Raw genomic sequence first — 13,110 nt, forward strand, 5'->3', positions numbered from 1 at the left:
ATGATCCGAAAACAACCTAATATTAATTTTGGAGCAGCCATCCTTTTTGTTTTCTTTTGTCTGCTCTTTTTTGTTTTAGTTATTCGGTTTGTCTATATTCAGGCGACAGGAGAAGTGTCAGGAGTAGAGATAGCTGCGCAAGCAGAAAAAAAACATAACACTTCCCGTGTGCTAGAGGCTTCAAGAGGAAGTATATTAGATCGCAATGGGGACGTAATTGCAGAGGATGCAGTTTCCTATAAGCTAGTTGCTGTAACAGATGAATCATTGAGTAAGAATCTGGATAAAAATGTTCATGTTGCGGATCCCGAATTGACAGCTAGAGAATTAGCAAAATATATCGATTTAAAAGAATCGGAGATTTATAGAATTTTAACCAAAAAGGGCGCAAAACAAGTGGAATTTGGGGAGGCCGGAAAAGATCTTTCCTATGAGACGAAAAAGAAAATTGAAGATTTAAAGCTTCCTGGTATTCAAATTGTCGAAGGGAAAAAGCGTTTTTATCCGAATGGAATCTTTGCTTCCCATGTTATCGGCTATTTAGAAGAGGATGAAGGTAAGGAAACAGGCAGATTAGGTATTGAAGAAAGTTTAAATAAAATGCTGACAGGTACAAATGGCAGTATGCAGTATAGTAAAGATTTTTGGGGCTATATTTTGCCAAACAGTAAGGATAAAATCGTGCCTGCTCAAAATGGCAAGAATGTTTATTTGACACTTGATAAGAAAATCCAATCCTTTTTAGAAGATACGCTGAATAAGGTAAATGCAGAATATAATCCTGTAAAAATGATTGCGATTGTAGCTAATCCGAAAACAGGAGAAATATTAGCGATGAGTCAAAGACCATCCTTTGATCCCGAAACAAGAGAAGGTATTACAGCTTCCTGGCATAATGAAGCAATTGAAACCAATTATGAACCAGGATCCACTATGAAAATATTTACTTTAGCTGCAGCGGTGGAAGAAGGAGTATTCAATCCAAACGACTATTATCAGTCAGGCAGATATGAAGGAATAGGAGATCATAATAATGGAGCTGGTTGGGGAAAGATTTCTTATTTAGAAGGAGTTCAGCGATCTTCCAATGTAGCGTTCGCGAAACTTGCCAAGGAAAAAATCGGCTTTGAGACATTCAGAGAGTATTTAACAAAATTCGGCCTTGATCAGCCAACTGGAATCGACCTACCAAGAGAAGCAAATAGCTCGATTGTATTTAATTGGCCAATAGAAAAAATTACAACTGCTTTTGGTCAAGGTACAGCTTTAACACCAATTCAGCAAATTCAAGCGGCAACAGCTATTGCCAATGATGGAAAAATGGTGAAGCCGTACGTTATTGAACAGATTAAAGATCCAAATACAGGGAAAATCATCAAAAAAGGCGAGACGCAAGTGGCAGGAACACCAATCTCTGCAAAAACAGCCAAAGAAGTCCGCGATATTCTTGAAACAGTTATTACGAGTAAAAAAGGGACGGGTTACAAAAAATTCAATATTGATGGATATGATGTTGCCGGTAAAACAGGAACCGCACAAATTCCTAAAAGCGGCGGCGGTTATTTAGAAGGTAAAAATGATTACATTTTTTCTTTTTTAGGTATGGCTCCGAAGGATGATCCTGAATTAATAATGTATGTTGCTGTTCAGCAGCCAGAGCTAAAGGAAACGGAAACTGGGTCTGAACCAGTCGCTGAAATTTTCACTTCAGTCATGAAGAGCAGTCTGCAGTATATGGATATAGTACCAACAAAAGAAGTAATTTCGAAGCCGATTGAAATCCCCAATTTAAGTGGAATGACTGCAGAAGAGGCGAAGAAAATTCTAGAGGATAAAGGGCTGAATGCCGTTATTATCGGAGACGGCAAGACAGTGGAAGAACAGCTTCCAGTCAAAGGAGATACTTATCTAAAAGGCGAGAAAGTAATCTTAAAGACGGATGGTAAAGAAACAGTTCCTAATATGAAGGGCTGGTCATTACGCGATGTTTTAAAAGTAGTGGACCTCAATAAGCTGAAACTTGAAAGTTCCGGCAGTGGATATGTGTCCTCTCAGAGTATAAAAGCAGGGTCTAAGGTTAAAGAAAACGATAAGGTATCGGTTAAGTTAAAAGAACCAGAGTAAGAGAGAGCTTCACTACATTTTTGAGATGTAGTGAAGCTTTTTTGTTGGAGATGGACGCGGTATTGTATACTAGAAATAAGCGTTCGTTTGTAATGCTTCAGTAAAATAGGAGGGTGAAAAATTGTATAAGAAAAGAAGGGAACCACTGGAATTAGCTTTATTAAAATCATTAAATAGCCGAATGGAATTATCTAATGAATTGAAGACAAAGTACTTAAATCAAGGGAAAGGCTGGGAAGGAGAGAGGAAGTTTGATAAGTATTTAAAGGATTTAGCCCCAAATAGTATTATATTAAATGATTTATTATTACAATCACACCAGACGACATTTCAAATCGACTCCTTATTGATAGAAGGAGATGCACTTCATCTCTATGAAATTAAGAACTATGAAGGTGACTTTTATTATGAAAATGATCGATTCTATAAGAAAAACAATAAAGTAGAAATCAATAATCCTATTACTCAATTAAAACGAACCGATTCATTATTAAGACAATTAGTTCACCAGCTTGGTTACTCCATTACAATTATTCCACACGTTGTTTTTATAAACCCTGAATTTATCTTATATCAAGCTCCACTTCATTTGCCTTGCATTTATCCTAACCAATTAAATCGTTATGTTAAATTATTAGAAAAAAATAAATCACAAGTAAAAAAACAGCATGCGGTCTTTGCTGAAAAGTTGATCGCTCTTCATATGGATGAATCACCTTATCGAAGAATGCCAAGTTATACCTATGAAGAACTTAAGAAAGGAATCCTTTGCGATAAATGTAACTCATTGTTCATTTCAACAGAAAGTGCAATGATCAAATGTGATGTATGTGGATATACAGAAAGCTTGGAGTTAGCTGTTTTACGAAGTGTTAAAGAATTTAAGCTGCTTTTTCCAGAAAGAAAGATAACGACAAAAGAAATACATGACTGGTGTCTGATATCGGGAGGAATGCGAAGGATTAAGAGAATATTAGATAAGCATTATAGGCTTATTGGTGTACATCAGTGGGCGTATTATGAGTGAAAGACAGTATTCAACAAGGGGATGAACGCCGAAGTAACCAGAAGAAGCAGGAAAAGTGGTTTTCATCAAAGGGATGAACACCAAAATAACCAGAAGAAGCAGGAAAAGTGGTTTTCATCAAAGGAATGAACACCAAAATAACCAGAAGAAGCAGGAAAAGTGGTTTTCATCAAAGGGATGAACACCAAAATAACCAGAAGAAGCAGGAAAAGTGGTTTTCATTAAAGGAATGAACACCAAAATAACCAGAAGAAGCAGGAAAAGTGGTTTTCATAAAGGAGATGAACACCAAAATAACCAGAAGAAGCAGGAAAAGTGGTTTTCATAAAGGAGATGAACACCAAAATAACCGGAAGAAGCAGGAAAAGTGCTTTCAGCAAAAAAAATTCCTCACAAAATCCCCTCTCTCCTTACAAACCAACTAACCAATACTCCCCGTTCTATTCCGATTCGTACAAGCATATATTTCAATTGAGTTAGTATAAAGGAGGTTCCATCTGTATGCGGGTTTCAAACGTAACCGTTCGGAAGCGATTGTTGATAGCGCTTGTTGCTGGGATAGTTATTTTTCTAATAATTGATACAAGATTAGCGTATGTTCAATTTTTTCTAGGGGACGAGCTTACAACGAAAGCGAAAAATTTATGGAGTAGACAAATTGCTTTTGAGCCACAACGAGGAGAGATCTTGGATCGCAATGGAATAGCGCTTGCCACTAATGTCAGTGCGCCAACGGTTTATATAGTACCACGCCAAATTAAAGATCCAGCCGACACCGCTAAAAAGCTTGCAGAAGTATTAGAAGCAGATAAGGAATCTGTTTATAAGCAGATTATTCAAAGGGAGATGAGTGTTCGCTTAAAAGAAGGCAGGAAAATCACGCATGAAAAAGCCAAAAAAGTTCGTGCACTTGATATAGACGGTGTATATATTGGTGAAGATTCAAAGCGATCTTATCCTTTTGGAAATTATTTATCCCATGTATTAGGGTTTGCTGGTATTGATAATCAAGGGCTAATAGGTTTAGAGCTGGAATATGATGATGAGTTGAAGGGAAAGAAGGGATCTGTTCAATATTATTCGGATGCGAAAGGGCAGAGAATGAATGATATGGCTGATGCCTATGAAGCTCCGGTAAATGGGAATGATTTAGTCCTTACTATTGATACAAAAATTCAAACGATTGTAGAAAGAGAATTGGATATAGCTCAACAAACCTATGATCCTGAATCGATTATCGCACTTGCGATGAACCCAAAAACTGGCGAGGTTTTGGCAATGTCAAGTCGACCAGGCTTTAATCCATCTGATTTTCAAAATGTGGATTCCACTGTTTATAATCGTAATTTACCGATATGGAGTTCGTATGAACCAGGATCTACCTTTAAAATTATTACATTGGCAGCAGCTTTAGAAGAAGGAAAAGTGGACTTAGATAAGGACACTTTTTATGATAAAGGGTATGCAGAAGTGGGTGGAGCAAAACTTAAATGCTGGAAGCGAGGAGGACATGGCTCGCAAACGTTTTTAGAGGTCGTTCAAAATTCTTGTAACCCTGGTTTTGTAGAATTAGGGGAACGTCTTGGCAAAGATAAGCTGTTTCAGTATATTCGTGATTTTGGATTTGGGCAAAAAACAGGAATTGATTTACAAGGAGAATCAAAAGGGATTTTGTTTAACATGGACAGAGTAGGCCCGGTGGAGCAAGCGACTACAGCATTTGGTCAAGGTGTCGCCGTAACACCAATTCAGCAAGTTACGGCACTATCTGCCGCAATTAATGGAGGTACTTTATATACTCCTTATGTAGCAAAAGAATTGATTGATCCATCTACAGGTGAAGTAGTTATGGAGAAAAAACCTGTTGCAAAGAGAAAGGTAGTTTCTGAAGAAACATCTAAAGAAGTGAGACGGGCATTAGAAAATGTTGTGGCAAAGGGATCTGGAGGAAAGGCCTTTGTGGAAGGCTATCGAGTTGGTGGAAAAACTGGGACGGCTCAAAAAGCTTCTGGTGGAAGATATTTAGAAAATAACTATATTCTTTCCTTTATCGGCTTTGCACCTGCTGATGATCCTGAATTAGTTGTGTACGTGGCAGTAGATAACCCAAAAGGAACGGTGCAATTCGGTAGTGCGGTTGCTGCTCCAATTGTTGGTGCGATTATGGGAGATAGTTTGAGAGCCCTTGGTGTGGAACCGCGTAAAGATCAAATTGACAAAGTATATAAATATCCGGAAAATCCATTAATAGAAGTGCCAGACCTTGTTGGGCATACGAAAAAAGATATTAGTGAAATGTTTATTAATCTTAAAATTGATTCAAGCGGAAGCGGGGATACGGTGATTAAGCAGTCTCCAGAACCTGGAACAAAAGTGAAGGAAGGATCAACCATTTTGATTCAGTTTAATTAATTGGATAAGAGGCGGCCGAATAATACGTGCCGCTTCTCTTTCCCCTATAAAAAAAGCCTCTAGATCCTGTTAATACTGGAATCGAGCTCGTATGTACATAATTAAAATTTTCCTCTATCTTAAATTATTCTTCTAATATAAATTCTCCAACAATAAGGTACAACATAGATAAATTTTTTTTAATCATGTAAAATAATATACGCTAAGAAAATTGTATAATCTATATGGCTGGTTCATTATTTAGTATATAATTAATATTTATGAGCAATCAAAGATTACATATAGAGCTAGAGAAAAGAGGAATCAAAAAGCGATGCAATTAAAAAAACTTATTGAGAGTTTACAGCCATACACTTCTTATACCGGAGAAGATGTGGAAATAAAATCAATAGAGAATGATAATCGCAAAGTATCAGATGGCAGTCTTTTTATTTGTATAAAAGGATATACAGTGGATGGTCATGATTTTGCCCAAAAAGCATACGAATCTGGGGCAGTCGCTGTCATAGCAGAAAGAAGTTTATCCTTGCCTATTCCAGTTATCATTGTAAAAGATACAAAAAGAGCTAGTAGTGTGCTTGCAGATGTATTTTATCAAAAGCCGACCCAAAAGCTTCAGCTTATTGGGATAACAGGTACAAATGGAAAGACAACAACTAGCCATTTAATAGATGCTATATTAAAAGAGGCGCATAAAAAAACAGGAATCATCGGTACGATGTATACCAAAATCGGTGAGGAAATACAAGAAACAAAAAATACAACTCCAGAAGCTGTGACACTTCAGAAGCTGTTTCATCAAATGGTGGAACAAAAAGTTGATACAGCAGTTATGGAAGTATCTTCCCATGCCCTTGTAGAAGGCAGAGTATTTGGCTGTGATTATGATATTGCTGTTTTTACCAATCTTAGTCAAGATCATTTAGATTATCATGGTACGATGGAAGAATATAAAAAAGCGAAAGGATTGCTTTTTACAAGACTGGGAAATGCCTTTTCGTCTGAAAAGCCGAAATTTGCTATTCTAAATAAAGATGATGCAGCAGCAAATGAGTATGAAACCATTACAGCGGCTCATATTCTAACATATGGAATTGATACAGAAGCTGATATAATGGCAAAAAATATAAAAATCACGGCAGCAGGTACATCATTCGATTTACATTCTCCGCTTGGCATACATTCTGTCCAGTTGAAAATGGTTGGAAAATTTAACGTGTATAATACACTAGCAAGCATTGGTGCTGCAATTGCAAGTAATATTCCAATGGAAGTGACCATCAATGCACTTGAAAAGGTAGCAGGAGTCGCAGGGAGATTTGAAACGGTTAATGCCGGCCAAGATTTTTCAGTGATCGTTGATTATTCACATACACCTGATAGTTTGCAAAACGCTTTGCAAACGGTAAAAGAATTTGCTAAGAATAACATATATGTAATCGTTGGCTGTGGGGGAGATAGAGACAAGACGAAGCGTCCTTTAATGGCGAAAATTGCTTGTGAGGAAGCGAGCTATGCTATCCTAACCTCCGATAATCCTAGAAGTGAAGATCCGCTTGCCATATTAAAAGATATGGAGCAAGGAGTTAAGGGAGAACAGAATTATACAATAATCTCTGATCGCAAAGAGGCTATTGCCTTTGCTGTTGATCAAGCCCAGCCTGATGATGTTATTCTAATTGCAGGGAAAGGCCATGAAACGTATCAAATTATTGGTTCTAAAGTGTTAGATTTTGATGACCGTTTAGTTGCAAAAGAAGCGATAGAGGAGAGAAAAAATGACACTGTCCTATAAATTAATCCTCCAGGCTATACCTGAAGCAAAAGGGTTTGTGAAAGAAGATTTGCGTTTTCAAACCGTGTCATTCTTAGCAGAGTGCGAACAGCCAAAAGGACTGTTTATTCCATTATATAAAGATAACTCTGGTGATTTGAGTGCTGCTATAACAAATGGAGCAATTGGAGCGATTTGGGAAGAGGGGATGGAACTCCCAACCTATACACCTAATCATTTTCCAATTTTTTATACAAAAGATTTAAAGGAAGGCATATTAAAAATGAGCAAAATTTACGAGCAACAATTACAAGCACAAGAAAAAACAACTAAATTTATTTTTTTGCAAGAAAACAGTCTGAATTCCCATATAGAAACATATGATATAGCGGTAATTAGAGAGCATGTATTAAATACAAACAATCAAGTGAAAGGAGGGAATTAAAATGCAGGAGAAAGTTATCTTTTTTACGATTCTATTAGGCTTTTTAATAACGGTATTAATTTCTCCCTTTTTTATTCCCTTCTTGCGAAGATTAAAATTCGGACAAAGCATTAGAGAAGAAGGACCGAAATCTCATCAGAAAAAAACGGGAACGCCAACTATGGGGGGCTTAATGATTATTTTCTCCATTGTGGTAACGACTTTGGTAATGATTAATAAATTTTCAGAGCCGACGATTAAGACGTATTTATTACTTTTAGTATTAGTCGGGTTTGGATTGTTAGGCTTTTTAGATGACTTTATAAAAGTAGTGATGAAGCGTAATTTAGGATTAACTTCTAGACAAAAGCTATTAGGGCAGATTGTTATTTCGCTTATTTTTTACTTTGTTTTACGCGAAAACGAATTTTCTACTGCTATTTCGATTCCTTTTGTAGATAAACCACTAGAATTAGGTTGGTTCTATGCACTATTTATTATTTTTTGGTTAGTTGGATTTTCTAATGCGGTGAATTTAACAGATGGCTTGGACGGATTAGTTTCTGGGACTTCTGCTGTGGCGTTTGGAGCGTTTGCTGTCCTTGCATGGAGTCAATCACAGTTTGAAATTAGTATTTTCTCGGTAGCCATTGTGGGCGCAGTTTTAGGATTCTTAGTATTCAATGCCCATCCAGCAAAAGTATTTATGGGAGATACTGGGTCACTTGCACTTGGAGGGGCTATTGCAGCGATTGCTATCTTAACAAAGACAGAAATCTTGTTAATATTAATAGGTGGAGTATTTGTTATTGAGACACTTTCTGTCATTCTTCAAGTAATATCTTTTAAATCAACAGGAAGAAGAATTTTCCGTATGAGTCCATTACATCACCATTATGAACTAGTTGGCTGGTCTGAATGGCGAGTAGTTGTGACATTTTGGACGGTAGGATTATTATTCGCCGCTCTAGGAATTTATATTGAGGTGTGGTTATAATGAAGCAGATTAACGATTTTCATCATAAAAAAATACTAGTATTAGGCCTTGCTAAAAGTGGAGTAAGCGCAGCTCAATTACTACATAATTTAGGGGCCTTTGTAACAGTAAATGATAGTAAGCCATTGGATGAAAATCCGGAAGCGCAAGGTTTATTAGAACAAGGAATAACGGTTATCTGCGGAAGCCATCCTATTGAGTTACTGGAGGAAGGTTTCCAGCTGATCGTAAAAAACCCTGGCATTCCTTACTTTAATCCAATGATTAAAAGGGCGGTGGAGCGCGGCATTCCTGTCATCACAGAGGTAGAACTAGCATATAGAGTTTCCGAAGCCCCATTCCTTGCGATCACTGGGTCAAATGGGAAAACAACGACCACAACCTTATTGTTTGATATGTTAGAAGTTGATAAGAAAAAGCCACTGATAGCTGGGAATATTGGAACAGTTGCTTCTAATGTAGCCCAAGTTGCAGAGGAAGATAATAAAATAGTGATTGAATTATCCTCCTTTCAATTAATGGGAATTGAAAAATTCAAGCCGAAAATTGCGATCATTACAAATATTTATGAGGCACATTTAGATTATCATGGGACACGGGAAGAATATGCGAAGGCAAAAGGAAACATTACGAGAAACCAAGATGAAAGTGACTATTTAATTGTGAACGTCGAACAAGAGATTGTCATGGATATCGCGAACAGCAGCAATGCAACGATTATTCCTTTTTCTGCAAAACGTGAACTTGAGTATGGGGCCTATGTAAAAGATAATATTATTTATTTTAATGATCAAAAAATTATGGCATTGTCAGATATAATGTATTTAAGTGCATTAAATTTAGAAAACATCCTTTCATCTGTTGCAGCAGCAAAATTATCAGGTGTAACAAATGAAAGTATTTTTGCAGTATTAAGTACCTTTAAAGGGGTTAAGCATCGTCTGCAATTTATTAAAGAAGTTAATGGACGGAAATTCTATAATGACTCGAAAGCAACAAATATTCTGGCAACACAAAATGCCCTTGCAGCCTTTAATGAACCGGTTATTCTGCTAGCTGGTGGACTGGACCGTGGAAATGAATTTGATGAACTCATTCCATCTCTTAAAAATGTAAAAGCTATGATTACTTTTGGACAAACTGCTGGAAAAGTGGAGAAGGCAGGCAAGCTTGCAGGAATAAAAACCATTAAACGCGTCGATAATGTGGACAAAGCAGTACCTGCTGCCTATGACTTATCAGAAAGCGGAGATGTTATTCTTCTTTCCCCAGCATGTGCAAGCTGGGATCAATATAAAACTTTTGAAGTCAGAGGAGACATTTTTATCAATGCGGTGCATATGCTTAAATAAGGGCTTGTCTGTAAGTAGGCGTTGAAAGAAAACTTGAGATCTATATGGATAGAAATAAAAAAGTATCCATATAAAATACTTACTTTAAAGTAAGCTCTGTAAATGATAACAAGGTTAGTAGAAAAAGGATGCAGGTTCCATTTCATCTAAATTGGGGTGGAAGGAATAATCTTCCCTTTTTCCTGTTTTAACTGATGATTTACAGAGCTTTCTTTTTTTTATCAGATTCCTCAGTAGTATACAAAGAAATCTGGATATAAATCGCTTTTCTTTGTTGCAAGCCCTTAATCTTGCAGGTTCGAGGTGTTAATGGTGCCATCAAAAAAAACGACTCCAGATATAATTTTAATGATTATTACATTTACATTGCTAGCTATAGGGTTAATCATGGTGTATAGTGCTAGTGCTGTTATGGCGGAACGAAATTTAGGTGATTCTTTTTTCTTTGCTAAAAGGCAAATGCTTTTTGCAGGGGTCGGAATTGCAGCAATGTTATTTATTATGAATCTAGATTATTGGATATGGAGATCCTGGGCTAAACCGATTATTATTGTTTGTTTTATTTTACTTGTCGTTGTTTTAATTCCTGGAGTGGGGTTAGTTCGAAATGGTTCACAAAGCTGGATTGGAGTAGGAGCTTTTTCCATTCAGCCCTCTGAATTTATGAAAATAGCAATGATTCTTTTCTTAGGAAAATTTCTATCGGAAAATCAAAAGCATATAACCTCCTTTAAAAAAGGGTTACTTCCCTCATTAGGTCTGGTATTTCTTGCCTTCGGAATGATTATGCTTCAGCCGGATTTAGGTACTGGGACAGTTATGGTTGGTACAAGTATTGTCATGATTTTCATTGCTGGTGCTCGCATTCGCCATTTTGTTATATTAGGTCTTATTGGAGTAGCTGGTTTTATCGGACTGGTTGCATCAGCCCCTTATAGGATTAAAAGGATAACATCCTTTCTGGATCCGTGGTCAGATCCATTAGGAAGCGGATTTCAAATAATCCAATCTTTATATGCAATTGGTCCAGGCGGTTTATTCGGTTTAGGCCTTGGGGAAAGCAGACAAAAATTCTTCTACTTGCCTGAGCCCCAGACAGATTTCATTTTTGCGATTCTGTCAGAAGAATTAGGCTTTATCGGCGGCTCTCTGATTTTATTATTATTTGCACTTTTACTTTGGAGAGGCATAAGAATTGCATTAGGAGCTCAAGATTTATTTGGAAGCTTTGTGGCAGTCGGGATCATTTCCATGGTTGCAATTCAAGTTATGATTAACATTGGGGTGGTAACAGGGCTAATGCCAGTTACAGGGATTACACTTCCGTTTTTAAGCTATGGCGGCTCATCGCTTACACTTATGTTAATAGCGATAGGCATCCTTCTAAATGTCAGCCGGTTTTCGCGGTATTAAATGTAGCCTCTTATCCTTAATAGGCGAGGAAGCCTCATAATTGGATATTTTTATAGAATTTATAGAAACCTAGTGAAGTGAGTGCATTCTCTTTTACTAGGTTTTTTATGTGGAAAGCTAAAGATTGTTTATCATAGTAGTTTCTGCCTTAAAAAGGGAAGGCGTGTTATAGAATACAAAAAATTTATTTTTTTCACACATATGATAAATCTTTTTCAAACATGACAATATGACTTGTAGGAAGACGAAATGTATTACATTTCATTATCATTTTCAAGATATTCATAAAGCAAGTTTAAAATATAGTACAATAAGGTATCTATTATTTGGGAGATGACGGCAAAGCTAAAAAATATCTTAAAAAATAGCAGAAGATTATTTCTGTTTTATGTTATTTGAAGCTATAATGTAAAAGAGAAGAAAACAACGTTTTTTCAGGAAAAAGTAGAGATGAGAAGTATTTTGAGGTGGAAAGAATGAAAATAGTAGTAAGCGGCGGAGGAACAGGGGGACATATATACCCTGCATTAGCATTGATTCGCGAAATAAAAAGAGAAGTGAAGGATGCTGAATTTCTTTATATCGGAACAGAGCAAGGGCTAGAAAGTAAATTAGTTAGAAGAGAAGATATTCCATTTAAAACAATACATATCACAGGGTTTAAACGAAAACTTTCCCCGGAAAATGTGAAAACAGTTTGGAGATTTATTGCAGGTGTACAAAAAAGTAAAGCGATTTTAAAAGAATTTGAAGCAGACGTTGTCATCGGAACAGGCGGATATGTTTGTGGCCCGGTTGTATATGCGGCAGCTAAGCTTGGAATACCGACTATTATTCATGAACAAAATAGTGTTCCAGGGTTGACCAATAAGTTTTTAAGTAGATATGTCGATAAAATAGCGATTTGTTTTGAAGAAGCTGCTTCTTTTTTCCCAGATGAAAAAGTTGTGATGACTGGGAATCCAAGGGCATCCGAAGTGTTAAACCAGGATGGAATAAAAGGTCGCTTATCAGTCGGATTAAAATTAAAAGAACCCGCTGTTCTTATTGTTGGCGGGAGCAGAGGAGCAAGACCGATAAATGATGCTGTAATTGCGGCTTTACCACAATTAGGGGAAAAAGCTTATCAAGTTCTTTATGTAACAGGAGAGGTACATTACGAAGCGGTAAAGAAAGAAGTAGAGCGTGTCGGCAATCCGGAAAATGTTATTATTAAGCCATTTGTCCATAATATGCCTGAAGTATTAACGAGTATTGATTTAACTGTTGCAAGAGCCGGCGCAACAACATTAAGTGAGTTAACCTCGCTTGGTATTCCGAGCATTCTTGTGCCAAGTCCTTATGTAACGAATAATCATCAAGAAAAAAATGCACATGCATTAACAAGTAACGGAGCAGCCAAAATGCTCCTTGAACGTGATATGAATGGCCAAAAATTGATAGAAGAAATGGATACTATCATGCTAAATCCTGTTTTGCTGAAGGAGATGAAAGAGGCTTCCAAAAAATTAGGTATTCCTGATGCGGCAATGAGGCTGTATAATGTCATGAAGGAAGTAATCAATAACAAGAAAAAATAAGATAGCA

At 36.8% G+C, this 13,110-nt stretch carries 9 protein-coding genes; all 9 read left to right on the top strand.

Annotated elements, in window-relative coordinates; translation table 11 throughout:
• The 9 genes from MHH96_RS14430 (at position 1) to murG (ending at position 13,103) form a co-directional block, all read left to right on the top strand.
• Positions 1 to 2,124: a penicillin-binding protein gene (locus MHH96_RS14430; protein ID WP_047939905.1), complete on the top strand. Its 2,124-nt coding sequence runs from the start codon at positions 1 to 3 to the stop codon at positions 2,122 to 2,124.
• Between the two features lie 121 nt (positions 2,125 to 2,245).
• A complete protein-coding gene (locus tag MHH96_RS14435) occupies positions 2,246 to 3,151 on the top strand; it encodes a nuclease-related domain-containing protein (RefSeq protein WP_047939906.1) in 906 nt (301 codons plus the stop codon).
• Positions 3,152 to 3,652: 501 nt separating this feature from the next.
• The gene (locus MHH96_RS14440) at positions 3,653 to 5,563 is read left to right on the top strand and encodes a stage V sporulation protein D (RefSeq protein ID WP_144544179.1); all 1,911 of its coding nucleotides are present in this window, start codon (positions 3,653 to 3,655) and stop codon (positions 5,561 to 5,563) included.
• 313 nt (positions 5,564 to 5,876) lie between these two features.
• Positions 5,877 to 7,358 (top strand): UDP-N-acetylmuramoyl-L-alanyl-D-glutamate--2,6-diaminopimelate ligase, encoded by a 1,482-nt coding sequence (locus MHH96_RS14445; RefSeq protein ID WP_047939908.1) that lies wholly within the window; start codon positions 5,877 to 5,879, stop codon positions 7,356 to 7,358.
• A complete protein-coding gene (locus MHH96_RS14450) occupies positions 7,342 to 7,782 on the top strand; it encodes a hypothetical protein (protein ID WP_047939909.1) in 441 nt (146 codons plus the stop codon). The genes MHH96_RS14445 and MHH96_RS14450 overlap by 17 nt, the downstream gene beginning before the upstream one ends.
• Position 7,783: 1 nt before the next feature.
• On the top strand, positions 7,784 to 8,758 hold the full coding sequence (mraY, locus tag MHH96_RS14455) for a phospho-N-acetylmuramoyl-pentapeptide-transferase (RefSeq protein ID WP_047939910.1): 975 nt from the start codon (positions 7,784 to 7,786) through the stop codon (positions 8,756 to 8,758).
• A complete protein-coding gene (gene murD / locus MHH96_RS14460; protein WP_061796775.1) occupies positions 8,758 to 10,110 on the top strand; it encodes a UDP-N-acetylmuramoyl-L-alanine--D-glutamate ligase in 1,353 nt (450 codons plus the stop codon). Before mraY ends, murD begins: the two co-directional genes overlap by 1 nt.
• Positions 10,111 to 10,422: 312 nt before the next feature.
• Complete coding sequence (spoVE, locus tag MHH96_RS14465; RefSeq protein ID WP_047939912.1) at positions 10,423 to 11,523, top strand: stage V sporulation protein E; 1,101 nt, start codon at positions 10,423 to 10,425, stop codon at positions 11,521 to 11,523.
• 476 nt (positions 11,524 to 11,999) lie between these two features.
• Positions 12,000 to 13,103, top strand: a complete 1,104-nt coding sequence (gene murG / locus MHH96_RS14470; RefSeq protein ID WP_061796774.1) for an undecaprenyldiphospho-muramoylpentapeptide beta-N-acetylglucosaminyltransferase — start codon at positions 12,000 to 12,002, stop codon at positions 13,101 to 13,103.
• Positions 13,104 to 13,110 lie beyond the last annotated feature (7 nt).

The organism is Niallia sp. FSL K6-0212 (assembly GCF_038007605.1).
In the GTDB taxonomy this organism is placed as follows: Bacteria; Bacillota; Bacilli; order Bacillales; family Cytobacillaceae; genus Niallia; species Niallia circulans.

Coding starts and splice junctions, on each gene's coding strand:
- MHH96_RS14430 (WP_047939905.1), top strand. CDS start 1: ATGATCCGAAAACAACCTAATATTAATTTTGGAGCAGCCATCCTTTTT.
- MHH96_RS14440 (WP_144544179.1), top strand. CDS start 3,653: ATGCGGGTTTCAAACGTAACCGTTCGGAAGCGATTGTTGATAGCGCTT.
- MHH96_RS14445 (WP_047939908.1), top strand. CDS start 5,877: ATGCAATTAAAAAAACTTATTGAGAGTTTACAGCCATACACTTCTTAT.
- MHH96_RS14450 (WP_047939909.1), top strand. CDS start 7,342: ATGACACTGTCCTATAAATTAATCCTCCAGGCTATACCTGAAGCAAAA.
- mraY (WP_047939910.1), top strand. CDS start 7,784: ATGCAGGAGAAAGTTATCTTTTTTACGATTCTATTAGGCTTTTTAATA.
- murD (WP_061796775.1), top strand. CDS start 8,758: ATGAAGCAGATTAACGATTTTCATCATAAAAAAATACTAGTATTAGGC.
- murG (WP_061796774.1), top strand. CDS start 12,000: ATGAAAATAGTAGTAAGCGGCGGAGGAACAGGGGGACATATATACCCT.